The organism is Sphingobacterium sp. R2, assembly GCF_040760075.1.
Lineage (GTDB): Bacteria > Bacteroidota > Bacteroidia > Sphingobacteriales > Sphingobacteriaceae > Sphingobacterium.
On the sequence record NZ_CP142884.1, the window covers coordinates 1979011 to 2000028 of the forward strand.

A 21018-nucleotide genomic window follows, 5' to 3' on the forward strand; every position below is an offset into this window, starting at 1 on the left:
ATTATTGAACCTGTTTATTGGCACAGTTGGTACTGGCAAAAGACTCCGGCTTGGCCTTAAAGACAAATCCCATACCCATAATATAGCCCATGGCTTCTTTTAGAGCGACGTTTGACTGGAAATTTGGATTGGTGTTGATGTCGGCGTGGACTTCGAGGTCCACTTTGTGTTTTTCGAGAAGGGGGCAGAGTTGATAGGCTATGTCGATGGATTTTTGCACTTCGAGCAGCATCCGCTCTTTAATGCTCATTCGGTGGTGCCTTTTGTCCCGTTGGATAAACATAAATCCACCTTTATGTTCCCGGAGAAAGACGATGACTGTTGCGAAGTCGATGATGCCCCGCTTGACTTGGGAATCGGTGCCGATATAAACTTTGAGCTTATTCCCGAGGGCGTCTTCGCGTTTTATGACTTCTTCAACAGCATCGAAAATTGTGGAGCGAATGGATTCGCCATTGTATTTTTGCCATCTCATAGCGATATAAATTAGATATAACTAAATTCAACTTCATCATTGACATAAATTTACTGAATTTCAATGAGCTAAGTGTTAATTTAATTTTAAATAATTTATCCACATTAGTGGTGTTTTGCACCATAGGCCAAATCTCCAGCGTCGCCGAGGCCCGGTACAATATAGGCTTTGGAGGTCAGCTCGTGATCGACATCACCTACCCAAATATGCGCTGTTGGAATGAAAGCCTGCACATGATTTATTCCTTCTTCGGAAGCGATGGCCGCAACAATGTGCAATTCCTTGATGTCATATTCGGCCAAGAGATCCCTGCAGCATAACACGAGACTTTTTCCTGTTGCCAGCATGGGGTCCACTACAATCACGGTGCGGTTGTCTAAATTGGGGGTATTTACATATTCCTTGTGGATCTCAAACTCGCCGCTTTTTTTGGTATGTCGATAGGCGGCAATAAACGTATTGTCGGCGCGGTCAAATACATTTAATAGTCCTTGATGAAAAGGAAGGCCCGCTCTCAAAATCGTAGCCAGTACGGGTTGTTCCATCAGGAGTTGAGTTTTGGCCACACCCAGCGGAGTTTCAACTTCAATGGGCGTATAGGTCATCGTTTTGCTGATCTCATAAGCGAAAATTTCACCCAATCGTTCCAAATTCCGGCGGAAACGCATGCGATCCTGTTGAATATGAATATCTCTCAACTCGGCGATAAAATGATTTGCAATGCTATTTTGGGTAGATAGAATAGTAACCATGACGTGTGTGCTAGTTCAGTGAAGCTAAAGATAATAAATAATCAATTGAAAGTAATAACATCTGCGGGATTATTATCGTTTGCGCTAAAATGGTAAAATTTTTAGTAAATTTGTTTTGCAACACTGCTGGATTTGGCCTGGATCGCATCTCGAAAAAACGTCCTGTTTGCAGATTTAAAAATCATCGGTTTAAAAAGAACAGTTTTGTGCTTGCCGCTCAAACTATTACTGGTGCAATGTTTGCTGGAAAAGGCCGAGATAGTTTTGTTTAAGAAATAGGAAGTATATGAAATTTGAATTGACATCAGAGTATAAGCCGACCGGCGATCAGCCAGAAGCCATTCGGCAATTGGTTGCTGGAGTAGAGCAGGCAGAGCAATATCAAACGCTTTTGGGGGTGACGGGATCAGGGAAGACCTTTACGGTGGCCAATGTGATTCAGGAAACGCAAAAGCCAACATTGATTTTAAGCCATAATAAAACATTGGCGGCTCAATTGTATGGTGAATTCAAGCAGTTCTTCCCCCATAATTCAGTCAACTATTTTGTATCCTATTACGATTATTATCAGCCCGAAGCTTTTATTGCTTCTACCAATACTTACATCGAGAAGGATTTGGCAATTAATGAAGAAATTGAAAAGTTGCGCTTGGCCACCACCTCCGCTTTGATGTCGGGGCGTCGTGATGTCGTTGTGGTTTCTTCTGTGTCTTGTATCTATGGTATGGGAAATCCAGAGGATTTCTCCCGTTCTATCTTTCGATTCGGCGTAGGGATGACGATTACGAGAAATGCTTTTCTGCATAAATTAGTAGAAATTTTATATTCACGAACAACAACAGAGTTTAAACGGGGTACCTTTCGCGTTAAAGGAGATACTGTGGATATTTATCCAGCGTATTTGGATTTTGCAATTCGTGTGTCCTTCTTTGGGGATGAAATTGATGAATTGAGTGAGATAGATCCGGTATCTGGTAAAACGCTCCATAAAATGGAAGATTTAGCCCTTTTTCCGGCAAATCTTTTCGTTACGCCGAAGGAAAAATTTAAAGAATCGATTTGGGCTATTCAAGATGAACTGATGCAGCGCAAAACCCAACTGGAAGGTGAGGGCTTAATGCTCGAAGCAAAGCGTTTGGAGGAGCGTGTCAATTATGATTTGGAGATGATGCGGGAGCTGGGTTATTGCTCCGGAATAGAAAATTATTCTCGCTTTTTCGACGGTAGGCAGCCAGGAATGCGTCCGTTCTGTCTGCTGGATTATTTTCCGGAGGATTATCTATTGGTCATTGATGAAAGCCATGTGACCTTACCTCAATTACGTGCCATGTATGGTGGCGACCGATCACGAAAAGTCTCCTTAGTGGAACATGGATTTAGATTGCCTGCGGCTTTGGATAACAGACCCTTAAACTTTGCGGAGTTTGAATCTTTGACAAACCAGACAATTTATGTATCAGCTACCCCTGGTGATTATGAACTGCAACAGACAGAAGGTGTGGTGGTTGAACAGGTGATTCGTCCTACGGGGCTTCTAGATCCGATTATTGAAGTGAGGCCAGCAATCAATCAGGTCGATGATTTCTTGGAAGAGGTGGATAAGACCATCAAAGAAGGTGGGCGTGTGCTGGCAACTACATTGACGAAACGTATGGCAGAAGAACTTTCCAAATATATGACCAAGCTGAACTTAAAAGTTCGTTATATACATTCGGAAATTAAAACCTTGGAGCGGGTTGAAATCTTACGCGGCCTTCGATTAGGTGAATTTGATATCTTGGTCGGCGTAAACTTACTGCGTGAGGGACTTGATTTACCCGAGGTCACACTCGTTGCTATTCTTGATGCAGATAAAGAAGGTTTTTTGCGTTCTGAACGATCGCTTATCCAGACAATCGGTCGTGCCGCCCGGAATGATAAAGGACGGGTTGTCATGTATGCCGATAAAATAACCGACAGTATGCGTGTGACGATCGATGAAACCAATCGTCGCCGAGACAAGCAGATGAAATATAACCAGGAGCATGGCATTACACCGCGTACTGTGGGCAAAACAAAAGAGGAGATCTTAGAACAGACTTCTGTAGCCGATTTCTCCGGTATTGAACCTAAAATCTATGTCGAACCGGATCCATCGCAGGCTGTTGCAGCTGATCCTGTCATGCAGTATCTCAGTGAGAAGGATCTGAAAAAAGCGATCGATAATGTGCGTAAAAAAATGGATAAAGCCGCGAAAGAAATGGATTTCTTGGAAGCTGCCAAATACCGTGATGAGATGTTCTCGCTCGAAAAACTTTATGAGGAACGGTTCTCCTTTTAAAGGAGCTTTTGTTTTCAGATGCCTATTTTTTGTCGGTGAAGTAGTTTTTTTTGTGTAAAATAGCTTGTTCAATTGTTAACATATTTTGCGTAAATCAAATTCTTCTCAGTAAATTAGTGCTCAAATCTAAACTAAAGCGTACTAAAAAATGAAAAAGCCAATTCTTGTTGTCAAATTTGGATCGGCTTCTATTACCACGAAAGAGGGAGAAGTTGATGAACGTATTGTTTTGGAGATCGCTAGGCAAATTGCTTCCTTACAAAAGAAATACAATATTGTCTTGGTCTCTTCGGGTGCTGTAGCGGCTGGTAAACGGTTTCTCCCCAGTTATACGGGGACATTATCGCAACGGAAAGCCGCTGCCGCCATCGGTAACCCCATATTGATTAATACGTATTCAACCTACTTCAGACCGTTTAAAATTTCGTTGGCTCAAAGTCTATGTGAGCGACATCATTTTTCAAACCGGGATCAATTTCTGCAATTGAAAAATACCTACGAGGAATTGTGGCGGAACAACGTTATTCCCATCGCCAATGAAAATGATGTGGTGAGTAATAAGGAACTGAAATTTTCAGATAATGATGAACTGGCTACATTAATTGCCGTTGGTTTTGGGGCTGAAAAATTGCTGTTCAGCACTTCCGTACCCGGCGTGTTGGATGCAAACAATAAAATTATACCACAAATCGAAACTATTGATCGGGATATCTTAGGCTTAGCGAGAAAAGATAAGTCGTCCGTTGGATTGGGTGGAATGACCTCGAAATTGAATTTTGCCCGATTGGCCAATCAGATGGGGATTGCTGTTGTAATTTTTAGCATGCAAACTGAGGATGCCATCCAGAAAGCAGTGAAACATGAGACTGGTACCTTGTGTCTACCTGAAAGCAAAAAAATATCATCCCGTAAGAAGTGGCTTGCAAGCGGGAGTTTAATTAAAGGAGAATTGATGGTTGACCGCGGAGCAGAGGAAGCGTTATTAAAGCACAAAAGTCTACTGGCCGTCGGTGTTACTCGCATCGTCGAGCATTTTGAAAAGGGAGAAGTGTTAAATATTGTCAATCTAGACGGCTTAACTGTGGCCGTTGCCCGGGCGAAAATGGATTCGTCCGCTTTATCTCAGTCCAGTAAAAAAAATATAGAAATTGCACACGCAAATGATATCGTCTTGTTATGAGTGAATCCATTATAAAACAACTTCAGGCAGCAGCCAATGCTAAAAATGTATTGCAGAAGCTAGCACCAGAAACCAAAATAACGCTTTTAAATGCTATTGCAGATGCGCTTGTCGAACAGGAGTCGGTTATATTACAGGCCAATAAAAGTGATTTGGACCGCATGTCTGATGAAGATCCTAAAAAAGACCGTCTCTTGCTCAATGGTGATCGCCTAAAAGGTTTGGCCGACAGTGTCAAGCAGATAGCACAGTTGGCAGACCCAACAGATCAGTTATTATTGAAAAAGCAATTACCCAATGGATTAGAAATAGAAAAGATCACGGTTCCGCTTGGCGTTGTTGGTGTGATCTATGAATCGCGGCCTAATGTGACGATAGATGTCGCTGCTTTATGTATTCAGTCGGGCAATGTTTGCTTATTGCGGGGTGGTTCCGATGCATTACATACCAATGAAGTGCTTTTGAAAGTCATCCATGATATCTTGGAACAGCATGGTATTGCAACAACTATTGTGCAACTGTTGCCTGTGGATAGGAAGCATGTTTCGGAATTATTGGAAGCTACCCAATATGTGGATATTATCATCCCGCGTGGGTCGCAGTCATTGATCAATTTTGTGCGGGAAAATGCCAAGGTACCTGTGATTGAGACAGGGGCAGGAGTATGCCATACGTATGTCGACTGTACCGCAGATTTGGATATGGCAGCGAGGATTGTCGCAAATGCTAAAATTTCTAGACCTTCTGTCTGTAACTCCTTGGATACAGTTTTGGTCGATAAGGATGTTGTAACGGAATTTTTAGTTAAACTGGCTCCGTATCTCGAAGAGGCCCAAGTTGAAGTTTTTGCTGACGCGACTGCCTATCAGGTACTAAAACATGAAAATTTTTCAAATTTAAAGCGAGCAGAAGCGGCGGATTTTGGAAGGGAATTTTTAGATTTGAAATGTTCGGTAAAAACCGTTGCCGGTTTGGATGAAGCGCTGGAACATATTGGAACATATTCTTCCAAACATTCGGAGTGCATCGTCTCTTCCAATGAACTTCATATTGAACAGTTTTTAAATACAGTGGATGCCGCTGCGGTGTATGCCAATGCGTCGACACGTTTTACAGATGGCGGAGAATTTGGACTTGGGGCTGAAATAGGAATTTCTACTCAAAAATTACATGCACGGGGACCCTTTGCATTGGAAAAGTTGGTTACAGAGAAATGGATTGTCCGTGGGAACGGTCAGATTCGATAATAGATCTATACGATGGGAATAAGTTTTAAAAGAGATTTGATGGTACGCTGGGTGGAGGACATTGGGAAGTTTCTGCGGATATGGATTGACGGTTACGATGCTTTTGCTGAACCAGAAGATCCGGCCCAGTTTGCCGAAGCTTATCAGAAGTTTTTTGAAAGGGATCGGAGTTTTTATTTGAGTATTTCCGAAGATGAGCTCACAACTTATGCAAAAAATGACCTGGATGCGCAACAATTACATCCACTTGCGCTGACCCTGTTGTTTGACGGTCTCAATGCCAGAGATGGCAGCCAGGAAAATCTGCTTCGTAAAGCAAAGTTAATTTTGAATCTAGCCATGGCTGAAACGGCGAGCTTTGCCTTTCAGGATTACCAGTATTTAGCCATGATTGATGATAAATTGAAAACTATAAACTAGGGTAGCGAAGTGTCTGCTAAGTTTATTATTGAATTGCTATAGAAACTTCGAGTTGTAATATGAACGATACTGCGCTTAGCAGAGAAAATAAACAGGAGCTGTCAGTTATTAAACTGGAAGTGAGTATGCTTACACAATGGCTGACAGTACATCAACTGCAGCCATTGTTTTAAGGGAATGCTACCGCAAGATCTCTCGGGCGATCACCAGGCGTTGTATCTCAGAGGTTCCCTCATAGATTTGCGTGATTTTTGCATCACGCATTAGCCTTTCAACATGATATTCTTTTACGTACCCATAGCCACCGTGGATCTGTACAGCTTCTACCGTGTGTTTCATGGCAACTTCAGACGCATGTAATTTGGCCATTGCTGCTTCTTTACCGTAGGGAAGTCCCTGATCTTTAGTCCAGGCTGCTTTATATGTCAAAAGCCTAGCGGCCTCGATCTCGACCTCCATATCGGCCAATTTAAACTGTATGGCCTGATGGTCCGAAATCGGCTTTCCAAAGGTCTTTCGCTCTTTTGAGTACGCCAAAGCAAGGTCATAGGCACCAGCAGCTATTCCTAAGGCCTGTGCTGCGATGCCAATACGACCGCCATCGAGGGTTTTCATCGCAAATTTAAATCCGAAGCCATCCTCTCCAATACGATTTTCTTTGGGAACCTGAACATCGGAAAATAGGAGTGAGTGCGTATCTGAACTGCGGATGCCCAATTTGTTTTCTTTCGGGCCAATGGTAAATCCAGGCAGTCCTTTTTCAACGATTAAAACATTGATTCCTTTATGCCCTTTTTCAGGGTGTGTCTGTGCAATGACAAGATAGATGTCGGCGTGCCCCCCATTCGTGATCCAGTTTTTTGTGCCATTTAGTAGATAATGATCGCCTTTATCTTCTGCAGTTGTATGTTGTGACGAGGCGTCAGACCCGGCTTCGGGTTCGGATAGCGCAAATGCACCCAATTTCTCCCCCTTTGCTAGTGGAACCAGGTATTTTTGTTTTTGTTCTTCCGTCCCGAAAGCATGAAGTCCATATAATACAAGGGAATTGTGAGCGGAGACAATAACGGCCGCAGAGGCATCAATTTTGGCAATTTCTTCGAGAACAAGAACATAGGCCAACGTATCCATGCCCGCCCCACCATAAGCTTCGGGGGTCATGATACCCATAAATCCAAGTTCGCCCATCTGTTTGACAAAATCAGTGGGAAATTTAGCGGATTCATCGCGTTCTATTGCCCCAGCCTTTAGTTCCTGGGCCAATTCCCGCGCTGCGTCGCGGATCATTTTATGTTCTTCGCTTAATTCAAAATTCATGGTATTCCTATTTTTGGTTTATCAGTTACCAAACCGATAACTAGTTATCTAATACGGTTTGCTGTCAAAAAGTTTTTTCCAGCACATCATCAATTTAGAAGCTCAATGTAAAGCTATACCCAAATATACAAATATATATTATGCAAGCATAGTAATTGGGCGAATAACTTTTTTATCCTTTCGGGCTAACCCGAGGGGATAATGAGATCGTAGAATTTCACAGATTTTGAGTGCACATCATCCGTTCAGGACATTTCAAGCCGCAGATAAAAAGATACTTCTTAGTTGCACGGTGGATAAGTTGACCTTAGTTTTTTCATATTACTTTAAAAAAATGAAGAATTACTTGTTTGCTAAATTTAATCTACTATATTTGTAGACTATATAATGTAAACACCTTTAAAAAAATAAGATTATGAGTTTAAGATTAGGAGATGAAGCGCCAAATTTTAAAGCGCAAACAACCATTGGTGAAATAGACTTTCACGATTATATTAAAGATAGCTGGGTCGTTTTCTTTTCACACCCGTCAGATTATACTCCGGTATGTACCACAGAGTTGGGGCGCACAGCAAAGTTAAAATCGGAATTTGACAAAAGGGGGGTAAAAGCCATTGCGCTGAGTGTAGATAATGTAAACGATCACTTAAACTGGATCAAGGATATTAATGAGACACAACATACAGAAGTGAATTTCCCGGTTATCGCCGATGAAGATCATCATGTGTCCGAATTATACGATATGATCCACCCGAATGCTTCTGCAACAGCTACTGTGCGTTCGGTATTCATTATAGGGCCTGATAAAAAGATTAAATTGACCCTGACATATCCAGCCTCAACGGGTCGTAATTTTGACGAGATTTTACGCGTTATTGATTCTTTACAGTTAACGTCAGATTATCAAGTAGCTACACCTGCAGATTGGAAGCATGGGGAAGATGTTATTGTTGTTCCGGCGATAAAGACTGAAGACATCCCTGCGAAATTCCCGAAAGGATATAAAGAGATCAAACCATATTTGAGAACAACGCCCCAACCAAATCTATAGGTTGAGGCGTCTGGAATTACCCATAAAAAAGGCAACGTTTTTTTCAACGTTGCCTTTTTTATTTGGTTTCAAATGCAGTTAATAGACTTTAACCATGTAGATATAGTCTTGCATTTTCTTGATTTGTTCTGTTCTTGGTAAACCCGCCAAGCTATTCTTTTTGTTGATCTTAAGCCCTGTAACCAAAGAATCCGTTGGAATCTCTGCTAACGCATTCAAGATTGATTTTGTTTTGATTGCAAAGGCTGCACCATCAATTCCACGTTGCTTTCCAGAAATAATACCAATAACGTTACCTCTGCTATCCAATACAGGACCACCACTATTACCTGGATTGACTGGTACGGAAATCTGATACGCGATGGTATCACCGGCATAACCAGTTGATGAACTTAGGTATCCTTGACCATATACGGCTTCATCTCGCGGAAAGCCGATGGTATAGATATCTTCACCAAGATCTGAAGTTGATGTTTTAAATGTGTACGGTAAGCTCTTAACTTTTTTAAAGTTCTTATCAGCGATGTACAAAATAGCCAAGTCTTTGCTAGGATCAGTATGTACGATTTGTGCTTTATAGGATTCGCCTTTATTATTTTGCAAGTAAATCGAATCTGCACCACTAACAACGTGGTAGTTAGTGACAACATAACCATCTGTTGTCAACATAAAGCCTGTTGCGCCAAATTGGCTTTCAGCACCTTTCACTGATTTTTTGTCGTTGATATCTTTGATTGCAGCATTGTGGGCATTGACGTTCTTTTTGACATTGTTCATGTCTCTACGCAATGCACTGTAATCGGAAGAAGCCTTTTCGAGGTTGCTGTAATAACCGCTCAACCATAATGTGCCAAATACCGCAAATACCGCGACTACTGCAGCGACCAAAGAACTGGCTTTGATACGTTCCCAAAGAGAAATCACCGTTGACTGCTTCATTGGTACGACCTTAGTCGTTTTACTTTGGGTTTTATGGTATTCTTTTGCTGATTGTGCCAATACATTTTTGAAATCTATCCGATGGCTAGTTTCCTTCATGTGGGCAACAAATTCGCGGTGTTGTTGTAATTGGGCAGCATAGGAGGGGTGTTCAGCACAGAAAGATTCAAATGCAGCTTGTTCCTCGGCCGATAATTCGCCGCGAAGATATTGATCTGCTAATTCGAAAAATTCTTTTTGATTCATTGTTCCCATGGTGTTACTCAAATTTTAATCTGTTGAAAAAAATATTTTTTTCAGCCGTTGCAGGCATTTATACTTCTGAGTCTTGGCATTATCTGTATTGGTATAACCAAATTTTTCACAGATATCCTGCATCGAATGGTTTAAGATGTAGAAATCGTGTAAGATTGTCTTACAGGGTTCTCCCATTTTCTCTAAGGCAAGCTCCATTTGGTCAAACTTTTTTTCAAGTTCTTGATGCTGTTGTAGATCTTCTTCCTCAAATAAGGAATCTTCATAACCGCGAATGTCACTATTGCCAAAACCAGCACGATTGAGTTGCTTAAGCCAAAGCCTTCTGCAAATCGAGTAGAGATATGTTTTAAGTTTGCTGCTGAGCTCAAAGTTCCCTTTGGAAACTTTATCGTAGAGCACAATCACAGCTTCTTGAAAGATATCTTTCGCTTCATCCTCCCTTCCATTATTTTGCAAGATCATATGGCTTATAGACGGATAGTAACGCTTATAGATAGCATCTATCGCCAAGCTGTTGCCGTCTTTGATGCCTTCAATGATTTGCTCATCATTTTCTAGCAGGACTGATTTACTGAATTTACTCACCTATTAATACCTTAATGCTTAAATTGTAACCCTTTGAAAAATAAAATTATTCGAAATAATTTCAAACGCCAACTTTTATTTGTTTAAAGCGAAATCTATCCAAAAATACTGCTTATTACTGACAACCGAAAGCATTTGTTTTTTATTGGAATAGTACGGTCTATTTCTTAGCGCGGCAAGTTTCCTTTGCATCTTTTTTTGATGTTGTTACTTGCTTTGCTGCATAGCTGCCAGAAGAACTACCCTCGACTGATGAAGAACACGAAATTGAGCGAAAGGATTTTCGATTGTATCGAAAAAGTTTCGCAATCGAGTGCTTTCATAATCTGCTTGTTATTACTCCAAAATGAAGTTACATTTGGTTTCCTAGTCTAAATTGTTCAACGACATTATGTTAAGAAAATCTCTTATTTTTTCAACGATTCTAGCCTCCTTGCTATCCCTGAACACAAGTTTCACGATAGGGCAGACCACCACATCCGCTATCGACGGTTTTCAGTACGGAACATTACAGTCTCCAAAAGGGAATGAGTGGGACTCTCCCCAACTATTATCACTGAATAAAGAACTGCCACATGCTTCGTTCTATTCTTTTAAAAACGTGCAGAGTGCAAGAAAAGTACTTCCCGAGCACAGTAACTATTGGATTTCGCTCAATGGATCCTGGAAATTCAACTGGGTGAAGACTCCAGCGGAGCGGCCGAAGGATTTTTATCATCCTACATATGATGTTGGTGGCTGGGAATCGGTGCCTGTGCCCATGAGCTGGAATATTTTTGGTATACAAAAGGATGGCAGCTTAAAGTATGGCGTGCCTATTTATACCAACCAGCGCGTTATCTTTCATCATCAGGTAACGGTCGGTGATTGGAAAGGTGGGGTCATGCGTACACCAGCCCAAGATTGGACAACTTATGTTTATCGTAATGAAGTTGGATCTTATCGACGCAACTTTACAGTCCCCACCGACTGGGACGGCCGCGAGGTATTTATCAATTTTGATGGTGTGGATTCTTTTTTCTACCTATGGATCAATGGCAAGTATGTCGGTTTTTCTAAAAATTCAAGAAACGTTGCGTCTTTCAACATCTCACCTTACTTAAAAAAGGACGCTGACAATGTGTTGGCTGTTGAAGTTTATCGTAGTTCCGATGCTTCTTTTTTGGAAGCTCAGGATATGTTTAGGCTGCCCGGGATATTTCGTGATGTCTCCCTGACTTCAACGCCAAAGGTGCAGATTCGTGATTTGGCGGCTATTCCAGATTTGGATAGCAATTACGAAAATGGTTCCTTGAAAATTACGAGTACGGTACGCAATCTTGGCAATAGAAAAGCTGAAGGCTATAAACTCGTTTATTCACTCTATAAGAATAAGCTTTATAGTGACGAGAATACCTTTGTAGACCAGGCAGAAGCAGCAGCAGCTGTGCCAGTCCTCGATGGTCAAGTTTCCAACAGCATCACAGCAACGTTGAATGTGAAGAATCCAAATAAATGGTCGGCAGAGTTACCGTATCGGTATACTTTGGTGGCTGAATTGAAGGATAAGAAGAACAAAACTGTTGAAACTGTTTCCACCTATGTTGGATTTAGAAAGGTTGAAATTAAAGATACCAAGGCCGCGGATGATGAATTTGGGCTGGCTGGACGCTATTATTATATCAACGGCAAAACAGTGAAGCTTAAAGGGGTCAACCGGCACGAGACCAACCCGGAGCATGGGAAAGTGGTGACGAGGGAACAGATGGAAGCTGAGGTAAAATTGATGAAAAGGGCAAATATCAACCACGTTCGTAATTCGCATTATCCAGAACCTGCCTATTGGTATTACCTATGCGATAAATATGGAATTTATCTGGAGGATGAAGCCAATATTGAAAGTCACGAGTATTATTATGGAAAAGAATCTCTCTCGCATGTTCCTGAATGGAAGAATGCACATGTGGCCCGTAATATCGAAATGGTGCATTCGACCATCAATCATCCGGCTGTCGTCATCTGGTCTTTAGGAAATGAAGCTGGTCCCGGCGATAATTTTGTGGCAGCCTATCAGGCCATCAAGAAAATCGATACTTCAAGACCTGTTCAATACGAGCGTAACAATGCAATCGTAGATATGGGGTCCAACCAATATCCGTCAATTGACTGGGTCAGAGGTGCTGTAAAAGGTACCTATAAATTAAAGTATCCTTACCATATCTCTGAATATTCACATTCCATGGGGAATGCTGTTGGTAACTTAATTGATTATTGGGAAGCCATCGAATCGACAAACTTCTTTATGGGCGGAGCCATCTGGGATTGGATCGATCAGGCGATGTATTATTACGATAAAAATACAGGAGAACGCTTTTTGGCCTATGGTGGTGATTTTGGGGATAAACCCAATGATGGAACTTTTGTCAATAACGGGTTGATCTTTGCCGATATGAAACCTAAGCCACAGTATTATGAGGTAAAGAAAGTATACCAAAATGCGGGCGTAAAGGCCGTTGATATGCAACAGGGTAAAATTGAACTATTTAATAAAAATTACTTTAAGGACCTATCCGATTATCAGGTACAGTGGTCGTTATTCAAAGACGGTGTAGAAGTCACAAATAGCCAAGGCACGATCAGCACGGCGGATTTGCCTAATGCGCGCCAACGCAAGCAGTTTGTATTGCCGATAAATTACGCACAGTTAGATGCTGGATCGGAATATTTTGTGAAAGTCCAATTTATACTCCATGAAGATAGGCCATGGGCAACAAAAGGTTTTGTCCAGATGGAGGAACAGCTTTTTGTCAAAGCTGCTGAAAAGAAACCGCTGATTTCATCTGTTGCAAAAGGGAGAGCTCCGGTACTTTCCAAAGAAGGTGATTTGCAGGTGGTGAAGGGAGATCAGTTTATCGCGAAGTTTGATAATAAAACAGGCTCAATATATAATCTAGCGTATGCCGGTAGATACGTTATCCGCGATGGCGAAGGGCCAAAATTGGATGCACTACGTGCCCCGGTTGACAATGACAACTGGGCTTACCAACAGTGGTTTGAAAAGGGACTACATAATCTGAAACATACGGTTTTGTCGTCAAATAGCTATACCAAGAAAGATGGAACAGTTGTATTGACATTTACAGTTGAATCGCAAGCGCCTTATGGTGCGTCTTTGTTGGGAGGAACTTCGGGAACCTACACCCTTAGAGCACACAAAGGCAAACCTTTTGGTAAGGACGACTTTAAATTCACAAGCAATCAGATCTGGACCATCTATAAGGATGGCTCCATAGAATTATCTTCGAGTATTACATCTAATAATGCGAGTATTGTCTTAGCGCGACTGGGCTATTCTTTGCAACTGCCTGCTGAATACAGCAACTATAGTTATTATGGCCGGGGACCGATCAACAATTATGCTGACCGGAAGACTGCTCAATTTATTGAAATGCACAGAAGCACCGTAAAAGATCAGTTTGTGCCGTGGCCCAATCCGCAAAGTATGAGCAACAATGAAGATGTGCGTTGGGCAGCATTGACAACGAATAATGGACAGGGAGTTGTTTTTGTTGCGAAAGAACATTTAGCAACCTCGGCTTTGGAATATAGTGAGCTTGAATTGACGTTTGCACCACATCCTTACCAATTGCCAAAGAGTTCGGGCGTGCACGTACATCTTGATGCCGCGGTAACCGGATTGGGTGGCAACAGCTGCGGACAAGGGCCTCCGTTGGGAAAAGACCGAGTGAAAGCGGTGCCTACGTCTATGGGCTTTATTATCCGTCCGATTCAGAACAATGATATGATGGAGAAGGTTCAGGTAGCGACTGCAGGAGATGCGCCAATATCAATCGTGAGAAGTTCCAATGGTGAGGTTTCCATGCTAGCAGGAAATAAAAGTGAGCCTGTATTGTACAGTTTGAACAACGCAAAGCCAAGTATCTACAAAGCACCCTTTGATTTACGGACCGGTGGTAGCGTAACCGCTTGGTATCAGCATAATGAGAAATTAAAGGTAACACAACAATACACAAAAATCGAGACTATTCCAATGGAAGTTGTCTTTGCTTCAAGTCAGGAAACTGGTGAAGGTGATGCCAAGAATCTATTGGATGGAGATCCATCTTCGATCTGGCATACGATGTATTCGGTAACGGTAGCTCAATATCCGCATTGGGTTGATTTTGACGCTGGAAGTAACAAAACAATTAAAGGGTTCACTTTCCTACCCAGACAGGATGGGCCGAATGGTGATATTAAGGATTACAAAATTCAAGTGAGCAAGGATGGCAAGAATTGGGAAGACGTGATGTCGGGATCTTTTGAACGGAATAAAAAACTAAAAACGGTTCGATTTGAGAGGCCTGTAAAGGGACGTTATATCCGTTTTACAGGGCTTAACGCACAACGGGGTGATGATTATGCATCATGTGCTGAATTTATGGTGATAGCGGAGTAAATAAATAACTTGATGTATACCGGCCAGTATGCTGCAACGACAGCATACTGGCTTTTTTATATCACACAGTACATGGCTTTCGTCAGCACAACGCAATTAGGAGATCCGCGGCGGATTCTCAAAACTGCACGATTCTGCGGACGCTTGTCAATACGAATTAAAAAAGTGGAAGTAGGCTTATCAAAGCAAAAAAAAAGCATCACTTAGTTATAAGTGATGCTTTTTTTGTTGGCGGTCTGGACGGGACTCGAACCCGCGACCCCATGCGTGACAGGCATGTATTCTAACCAGCTGAACTACCAGACCAACAATGTGTTTTTAAAATTTTAGCGGTCTGGACGGGACTCGAACCCGCGACCCCATGCGTGACAGGCATGTATTCTAACCAGCTGAACTACCAGACCTAAAATCTTAAAGCTTGTTTTTAATAATTTTTGGCGGTCTGGACGGGACTCGAACCCGCGACCCCATGCGTGACAGGCATGTATTCTAACCAGCTGAACTACCAGACCTAAAAATCTTAAAAACTTATTTTGTTAAAGAACGTAAGAGATTACTCTCTCTTTTGAAGCGGTCTGGACGGGACTCGAACCCGCGACCCCATGCGTGACAGGCATGTATTCTAACCAGCTGAACTACCAGACCTCAACCCTTCTCCTCAGAAGGTGTGCAAATATAGCGTTTGTTTACGTATCTGCAAAGATTTTTTGAAAAAAAACTAATCTACTTGGCCGTCTTTCATCTTCTCTGCATTCTCTGCAAATTGCAGTGCATCGATAATTCCTTGAATATCACCGTCCATAATTGCCGGTAAGTTGTACATTGTCATTCCGATACGGTGCTCGGTCACTCGACCTTGTGGGTAATTATAGGTACGAATCTTTGCCGAACGGTCTCCTGTTGATACCAATGTTTTTCTTTTTGCGGCGATGTCGCCGTTCTTTTTGTTCAACTCGAGCTCGTAAAGTTTGTTACGCAACATCTCCATCGCTAACTCACGGTTGGCCAATTGGGAACGTTCGACCTGACAAACAACAACGATACCCGTCGGTTTATGTGTTAATTGTACTTTTGTTTCTACCTTGTTGACGTTCTGTCCACCGGCACCTCCCGAACGGGACGTCTGTAATTCAATGTCACCTGGATTTATCTCAACATCCACATCTTCCGCCTCAGGAAGAACTGCTACTGACGCTGCGGACGTATGTACCCGACCTTGTGTTTCAGTATCTGGAACGCGTTGTACGCGGTGTACACCTGATTCGTATTTCAGTTGTCCATAAACGTCTTCACCGATTACCTTTAATATTACCTCCTTGTAACCGCCAGAAGTTCCTTCGGTAACATCCATGACCTCATTACGCCAGCCTTTCGTCTCAAAATAACGGGTGTACATGCGATAGAGGTCGCCAGCAAATAAAGCTGCTTCATCACCGCCCGATCCACCACGAATTTCGATAATGGCGTTTTTCGCGTCTTCAGGATCCTTCGGAATCAACATTAAGCGAATTTCTTCCTCTTTTTCTTCTTTTGCTACGTATAAAAGATCCAATTCCTCTTTAGCCATCTCACGAAGTTCTTGATCCTTCTCGTTCATGATGATGTCCTTATTAGTGTCAATATTGCTGACCATATTTCTGTAAATATGGTACTGATCCACAATCTTGCCCAAATCTTTGTATTCTTTATTCAATTTGGCAAAACGTTTCATATCTTGCATGGTTTCAGGGTTGCTCAATTCAGCTTCCACTTCTTCCCATCTTTCCTTTATCGCTTGTAATTTGTCTAACATATTTCAAAAATGCTTCTTCTAGGAATGTATGCCCTAGGTTACTATTGAGTGTACAAAAGTAAGGAAATTTTGTTGCTTTTAAACTACCTAGCCGGCTATTAATGAGAGGAAACTGCTTTTAGTCCCACAATAGAGGCAATGAGTGTGAAAATAAAGAATATGCGCCAGAAATCTGCTGGCTCCTTGAAGAAAATGATTCCCATTAAAACTGTTCCTACGGCACCGATGCCAGTCCAAACAGCGTAAGCTGTACCTAGCGGAAGTGTCTGTGTAGCTTTGATCAATAAGCCCATACTCGCAAAAAGGAAGACCACAAAGGCCCCATACCAAAGCCATTGTCCAGTCCCCGTTGCATCTTTCGCTTTGCCCAAACAGGTGGTGAAACCAATTTCACATAATCCACCCAATATTAAAAATATCCAGTTCATACCCTTTTCTTTGTTTATAGACAAAGTTCCTTCTTTTGGTTGGTAATAGTTTTTACAAATGTTAAAAATTTGCATGAATATTCGCTCGAATCCGACTTAAAGTAACTTGACTGACACCAAGATAGGAGGCGATGTAACCCAGTTTGATGCGCTGGATATATTGGGGATATTTTTGAAGTAACTCGGCATAGCGCTCTTGGGCAGTATTAAAGAGCTTGGACATGGTTCGTTGTTCGGCCTTGATGAATTCGAGTTCAGCCATCTTTCTTCCCCAGTTGGCAATCGCGATATCATTTTCATAGAGCTCAAAAAGCTGTTGTTGGTTAATGCGATAAACAACACTGTCTTCCAGCAAATCGATGTTTTCGTAACCTGGGGTATCATGCACATAACTATTCATGGAAATGAGTGTTCCACCGGGTGAAACAAAATCAAGGGTAATCTGACGTCTGGGCGTCTCGTAATAAACCCGGGCTAAACCCGAGGCCAAAAAATAGATGTCTTTTTGCGTTTTGTCCTGTTCGATCAATAGGCTATTTCTTTTGACTGTGATCTTTTTACTAAGCTGCTCCAATTTTGAAGTGCTTTCTACCGAAAGAAAGTGATAACCATTCAGGCAATCGGATAGCGAAATTAAGGTCTGCCCGCCCATTTCTCCAAACGTAAAGTTTCACCATCCCACACCGCATAGGTATGGTAGTTTATCCATTCGCCTAAATTTATGATGCGGCTATTGGCATTCAGGTTAATGTCATAGGGAAGATGTCGATGTCCAAAAATATAATAGTCGTGATGCTGTATGGACTCAACTTCCTTCGCATAGCCAATTAGCCATTCTTTTTCTTCACCCAAAAACTTTTCGTCCTCATTATTCGAAAGCCTGCTATGTTTTGACCAGCGTGTCGCGATTCCAATGCCGAGATTTGGATGTAAACGTGCAAATAACCATTGACAGATGCGGCTCCGAAATATTTTTTTGAGTATTTTGTATTTGTAGTCTCCCGAACCTAAACCATCGCCGTGGTGAATATAGAACTTTTTGCCATTGAGCTGCAGTTCCAATTCATCGTCTACGATTTTTACGTTCAATTCCTCTTTAAGATAATCAAACATCCACATATCGTGATTCCCTTTAAATAGGGTAATGGGAATGCCGAGGTCCGATATTTCTGCTAATTTACCCAAAAAGCGGATGTAACCTTTCGGAACAACCGTGGTATATTCAAACCAGAAATCAAAAATATCACCAACAAGATAGAGCTGTGCAGCATCTGTTTTGATCTGTTCTAGCCACTGTATAATTTGCAGCTCCCTTTCCCGTGAACGTTCCAACGGATACGATCCAAGATGAAAGTCGGAGGCAAAATAAATTTTTGTTCTTGTTGACATGTGGCCAAAACTAAAAAAAATGGCGGCGATTACAAAATTCGCCGCCACAATATAATTTGCTATGATTTAGATAATTCAGAGATGAGCGCCTTTAGATATTCCGTGGCATCGGGATCAATGCGCTTCAAAGACTGCTGAAGTTGATCGGGATAAGCACTTTTTATCGCCATGATTGAACTTGCGATAACCATATAGGATTTGTCGTTTACAGCTTTCAGAATTAGGCTTTTGTATTTTTTGTCTTTAGTCTGCGCAAGCTTTTGAATGGCAGAGGCGCGGATAACAGAGGCTTCGGATTGCTCTGCAAGTGTCGAGATTGTTTTTTCTGTTGACTTGCCGACGGCGGGATTGCTTAGATCGAGACCTTGAATTGCTGTTGCAGCAAGGTCGGGATCGGTATCCTTTAAAGCTGCTGTTAGGATTTGCTGGCTGATGGTATTTGTCGGATTTTTTGAGGCGTAGGCAATCGCACCGACGCGGTTGGCAAAGGAAGGTGCATGCTCATATTGATACAGATAGTCGGCAGCTGACTTATCGATTTCAATTTGACCAACGAGCACTTTTTCGGGATCAATATCGATAAATTCAACAGCAGCAGGTACGGGAATCATCAATTGAGCATTCCGCTTGTTGAGTTGGAAGTTCTGTCTGATCTTTCCATTTTTTGTATAGATATCGACGACCAATGGAAGTTGGAATGTCTGCACGGTAGAATCTTGAATTTGGGCTACGTTCAGTATGACACTGTTCTCTCCAGTTCTTGTCGTGATCTTCAAAATTGGATGCCCACCTTTGTAATACCATTGATTGAAATACGGAGCCCAGTCTTTGCCAGTCACCTCTTCCATAGCGAGGCGGAGCTGTTGCGGTTCGCCGGTTTTAAAAGAATTGTCTGTCAAATATTTTTTTAGCGATTGATAGAATGCTTCATCCCCCATCTGTGCTTTTAGGGCATAGAGAATCAATGATCCTTTCGCATAGCTGATGTTATCGAACATATCTTCTTTATCGTGATAATAATAGCGTGCTAAAGCTGCACTCTTTCCATTTTTAGTCGTGTTAAGGTAAGATTGGAGTTTTTCAAACCTCGATTTATCGCCACGATCTTTACCTCCGTCGTGTTCACGCCAGATAACCTCGCCGAAAGTAGCGAAAGATTCATTCATGGTCAGATTGGACCAAGATTCTGCGGTGACCAAATCGCCAAACCACTGGTGAAAAAGTTCGTGTGCGATCGTTCCCTCCTGATTATCGTCCAACAATTCACGTTTCGTCTTTTGTACATGTTCACCGTGCAATGTTGCACTGGTGTTTTCCATTGCACCTGAAACATAATCACGACAAACAATCTGTGCATATTTATTCCATGGGTAAGGGACACCCAGCGTTCTGCTATAAAAGTCCATCATGGCCGGCGTCTTCCCAAAAATGTCCTTGGCATAGGGCGCATATTTCGGCTCTAGGTAATAGTCAACAGGGATATTATTGTACTTATCGGCATAGATTTTGAAATCGCCAACGGCCATCATAAACAAGTAGGGGGCATGTGGTAGATCCATTTTCCAGGTATCCGTGCGTGTACCATCCTGATTCTTTTGTTGGTTTATCAACGCTCCGTTCGATAAACTCACATAGCTATCAAGGACAGTCATCGAGATTTCGGCGGTGGTCTTTTGATTTGGACGGTCGATGGTGGGAAACCATGCTGAAGACGCTTCGGTTTCACCTTGTGTCCATATCTGGCGCGGTTTATTTGGCGTACGCTCATCAGGATTGATAAAGTAAAGTCCTTTTGCATCATTGATTGCTGCACTTCCCTGTGCTTTTAATAAGTTGGGCTTTGCAGTATAATCGAGGTATATCGTGTACTTTTCTTTTGCAAGATACTTGCGGTCGAGTTTGATCAAAATCGAGTTGTTGTCATAGCTGTATTTTAATGGGACTAACTGCTGGTCATTAACCAAAGACACCTGTTTGATATCCATTCCTTTTGCATCGAGGCGGAGGGAGTCTGTCGGGTAAAAATGGGGTTGCAATGTAACCCACTCTTTTCCGTAGAGGAATTGATTTGTATAGTCAAAACGTACATCCAGCCTGGTGTGCACAAGATTATTGATCTTGGTCGGGGTGGCTCTATACTGTTGGTCCACTGGTAGTTGTTGACCCTTGCTGACGCCCGTTTGCAGCATGGAAATTCCTATTAAAAGATATATGATTTTTTTGAACATGGTTTTAGTAAATCAAGATTTAAATAAATCTAAAGAAATTTCTGCGGTCCTAGAAATATGCAGCTAAGAAATAAGCAAATGCTATTGGATGTTTTATCGTTTGCGCTATCGCTGATAAACGGATAACGATCTTGTTGTAGCACTTTTCGTACCCTATTGTGGTCGTCAGTTAACGATGAATTCGCACTTTTTAAAGTAA

Annotated in this window: 16 protein-coding genes and 4 tRNA genes; 6 read left to right on the forward strand and 14 right to left on the reverse strand. The window is 42.0% G+C overall.

The genetic code is table 11. The features are described 5' to 3' along the window. Nucleotide 1: 1 nt before the first annotated feature. Together VXM68_RS08260 and upp are read right to left on the reverse strand one after the other, a co-directional pair. Nucleotides 2-475, reverse strand: a complete 474-nt coding sequence (locus VXM68_RS08260) for a ribonuclease H-like YkuK family protein (RefSeq protein ID WP_046672303.1) — start codon at nucleotides 473-475, stop codon at nucleotides 2-4. A gap of 104 nt (nucleotides 476-579) precedes the next feature. Continuing rightward, on the reverse strand, nucleotides 580-1227 hold the full coding sequence (gene upp, locus VXM68_RS08265) for a uracil phosphoribosyltransferase (RefSeq protein WP_293956241.1): 648 nt from the start codon (nucleotides 1225-1227) through the stop codon (nucleotides 580-582). A 286-nt stretch (nucleotides 1228-1513) separates the two neighbouring features. On the opposite strand from upp, the gene uvrB reads away from it, so the two are divergent. From uvrB to VXM68_RS08285, 4 genes are all read left to right on the forward strand, one after another. Continuing rightward, a complete protein-coding gene (gene uvrB, locus VXM68_RS08270; protein ID WP_367210979.1) occupies nucleotides 1514-3547 on the forward strand; it encodes an excinuclease ABC subunit UvrB in 2034 nt (677 codons plus the stop codon). A 148-nt stretch (nucleotides 3548-3695) separates the two neighbouring features. Continuing rightward, nucleotides 3696-4727 (forward strand): glutamate 5-kinase, encoded by a 1032-nt coding sequence (proB, locus tag VXM68_RS08275; protein ID WP_293956243.1) that lies wholly within the window; start codon nucleotides 3696-3698, stop codon nucleotides 4725-4727. Next, on the forward strand, nucleotides 4724-5974 hold the full coding sequence (locus tag VXM68_RS08280; RefSeq protein WP_294183851.1) for a glutamate-5-semialdehyde dehydrogenase: 1251 nt from the start codon (nucleotides 4724-4726) through the stop codon (nucleotides 5972-5974). Before proB ends, VXM68_RS08280 begins: the two co-directional genes overlap by 4 nt. A 12-nt stretch (nucleotides 5975-5986) precedes the next feature. Then, complete coding sequence (locus VXM68_RS08285) at nucleotides 5987-6394, forward strand: hypothetical protein (RefSeq protein ID WP_293956245.1); 408 nt, start codon at nucleotides 5987-5989, stop codon at nucleotides 6392-6394. Nucleotides 6395-6574: 180 nt separating this feature from the next. Here the strand turns inward: VXM68_RS08285 and VXM68_RS08290 are convergent, their stop codons facing one another. Next, nucleotides 6575-7711: an acyl-CoA dehydrogenase gene (locus VXM68_RS08290; protein WP_367210981.1), complete on the reverse strand. Its 1137-nt coding sequence runs from the start codon at nucleotides 7709-7711 to the stop codon at nucleotides 6575-6577. Between the two features lie 415 nt (nucleotides 7712-8126). On the opposite strand from VXM68_RS08290, the gene VXM68_RS08295 reads away from it, so the two are divergent. Then, the gene (locus tag VXM68_RS08295; protein WP_367210983.1) at nucleotides 8127-8762 is read left to right on the forward strand and encodes a peroxiredoxin; all 636 of its coding nucleotides are present in this window, start codon (nucleotides 8127-8129) and stop codon (nucleotides 8760-8762) included. Nucleotides 8763-8840: 78 nt separating this feature from the next. Here VXM68_RS08295 and VXM68_RS08300 read toward each other — a convergent pair whose 3' ends face one another. Both VXM68_RS08300 and VXM68_RS08305 read right to left on the reverse strand, forming a co-directional pair. Then, entirely contained in the window at nucleotides 8841-9947 is a 1107-nt protein-coding gene (locus VXM68_RS08300) for a serine protease (protein WP_293956248.1), read from the reverse strand. Between the two features lie 24 nt (nucleotides 9948-9971). After that, entirely contained in the window at nucleotides 9972-10544 is a 573-nt protein-coding gene (locus tag VXM68_RS08305; protein ID WP_209578738.1) for a sigma-70 family RNA polymerase sigma factor, read from the reverse strand. Between the two features lie 391 nt (nucleotides 10545-10935). Between VXM68_RS08305 and VXM68_RS08310 the strand changes: the two genes are divergently transcribed. Then, nucleotides 10936-14982 (forward strand): glycoside hydrolase family 2 TIM barrel-domain containing protein, encoded by a 4047-nt coding sequence (locus VXM68_RS08310; protein WP_367210984.1) that lies wholly within the window; start codon nucleotides 10936-10938, stop codon nucleotides 14980-14982. 229 nt (nucleotides 14983-15211) lie between these two features. On the opposite strand, the gene VXM68_RS08315 is transcribed toward VXM68_RS08310, so the two are convergent. The 9 genes from VXM68_RS08315 to VXM68_RS08355 form a co-directional block, all read right to left on the reverse strand. Continuing rightward, nucleotides 15212-15288: transfer RNA gene (locus tag VXM68_RS08315), tRNA-Asp, on the reverse strand. A gap of 24 nt (nucleotides 15289-15312) precedes the next feature. Then, nucleotides 15313-15386, reverse strand: a tRNA-Asp gene (locus VXM68_RS08320). A 31-nt stretch (nucleotides 15387-15417) separates the two neighbouring features. Then, nucleotides 15418-15494: transfer RNA gene (locus VXM68_RS08325), tRNA-Asp, on the reverse strand. 59 nt (nucleotides 15495-15553) lie between these two features. Next, a tRNA-Asp gene (locus VXM68_RS08330) sits at nucleotides 15554-15627 on the reverse strand. Nucleotides 15628-15700: 73 nt separating this feature from the next. Next, nucleotides 15701-16774 (reverse strand): peptide chain release factor 1, encoded by a 1074-nt coding sequence (gene prfA / locus VXM68_RS08335; RefSeq protein ID WP_293956251.1) that lies wholly within the window; start codon nucleotides 16772-16774, stop codon nucleotides 15701-15703. 98 nt (nucleotides 16775-16872) lie between these two features. Further along, nucleotides 16873-17202 carry a multidrug efflux SMR transporter gene (locus VXM68_RS08340; protein ID WP_293956252.1) on the reverse strand — a complete coding sequence of 110 codons (330 nt, stop codon included), beginning with the start codon at nucleotides 17200-17202 and terminating at the stop codon, nucleotides 16873-16875. A 61-nt stretch (nucleotides 17203-17263) separates the two neighbouring features. Continuing rightward, the gene (locus VXM68_RS08345; RefSeq protein ID WP_294183857.1) at nucleotides 17264-17854 is read right to left on the reverse strand and encodes a Crp/Fnr family transcriptional regulator; all 591 of its coding nucleotides are present in this window, start codon (nucleotides 17852-17854) and stop codon (nucleotides 17264-17266) included. Beyond that, a complete protein-coding gene (locus tag VXM68_RS08350) occupies nucleotides 17836-18591 on the reverse strand; it encodes a UDP-2,3-diacylglucosamine diphosphatase (RefSeq protein ID WP_293956254.1) in 756 nt (251 codons plus the stop codon). The genes VXM68_RS08345 and VXM68_RS08350 overlap by 19 nt, the downstream gene beginning before the upstream one ends. Before the next feature lie 59 nt (nucleotides 18592-18650). Beyond that, complete coding sequence (locus VXM68_RS08355) at nucleotides 18651-20819, reverse strand: M1 family aminopeptidase (RefSeq protein ID WP_367210985.1); 2169 nt, start codon at nucleotides 20817-20819, stop codon at nucleotides 18651-18653. Nucleotides 20820-21018 lie beyond the last annotated feature (199 nt).

Coding starts and splice junctions, on each gene's coding strand:
- VXM68_RS08260 (WP_046672303.1), bottom strand. CDS start 475: ATGAGATGGCAAAAATACAATGGCGAATCCATTCGCTCCACAATTTTC.
- upp (WP_293956241.1), bottom strand. CDS start 1,227: ATGGTTACTATTCTATCTACCCAAAATAGCATTGCAAATCATTTTATC.
- uvrB (WP_367210979.1), top strand. CDS start 1,514: ATGAAATTTGAATTGACATCAGAGTATAAGCCGACCGGCGATCAGCCA.
- proB (WP_293956243.1), top strand. CDS start 3,696: ATGAAAAAGCCAATTCTTGTTGTCAAATTTGGATCGGCTTCTATTACC.
- VXM68_RS08280 (WP_294183851.1), top strand. CDS start 4,724: ATGAGTGAATCCATTATAAAACAACTTCAGGCAGCAGCCAATGCTAAA.
- VXM68_RS08285 (WP_293956245.1), top strand. CDS start 5,987: ATGGGAATAAGTTTTAAAAGAGATTTGATGGTACGCTGGGTGGAGGAC.
- VXM68_RS08290 (WP_367210981.1), bottom strand. CDS start 7,711: ATGAATTTTGAATTAAGCGAAGAACATAAAATGATCCGCGACGCAGCG.
- VXM68_RS08295 (WP_367210983.1), top strand. CDS start 8,127: ATGAGTTTAAGATTAGGAGATGAAGCGCCAAATTTTAAAGCGCAAACA.
- VXM68_RS08300 (WP_293956248.1), bottom strand. CDS start 9,947: ATGAATCAAAAAGAATTTTTCGAATTAGCAGATCAATATCTTCGCGGC.
- VXM68_RS08310 (WP_367210984.1), top strand. CDS start 10,936: ATGTTAAGAAAATCTCTTATTTTTTCAACGATTCTAGCCTCCTTGCTA.
- prfA (WP_293956251.1), bottom strand. CDS start 16,774: ATGTTAGACAAATTACAAGCGATAAAGGAAAGATGGGAAGAAGTGGAA.
- VXM68_RS08340 (WP_293956252.1), bottom strand. CDS start 17,202: ATGAACTGGATATTTTTAATATTGGGTGGATTATGTGAAATTGGTTTC.
- VXM68_RS08345 (WP_294183857.1), bottom strand. CDS start 17,854: ATGGGCGGGCAGACCTTAATTTCGCTATCCGATTGCCTGAATGGTTAT.
- VXM68_RS08350 (WP_293956254.1), bottom strand. CDS start 18,591: ATGTCAACAAGAACAAAAATTTATTTTGCCTCCGACTTTCATCTTGGA.
- VXM68_RS08355 (WP_367210985.1), bottom strand. CDS start 20,819: ATGTTCAAAAAAATCATATATCTTTTAATAGGAATTTCCATGCTGCAA.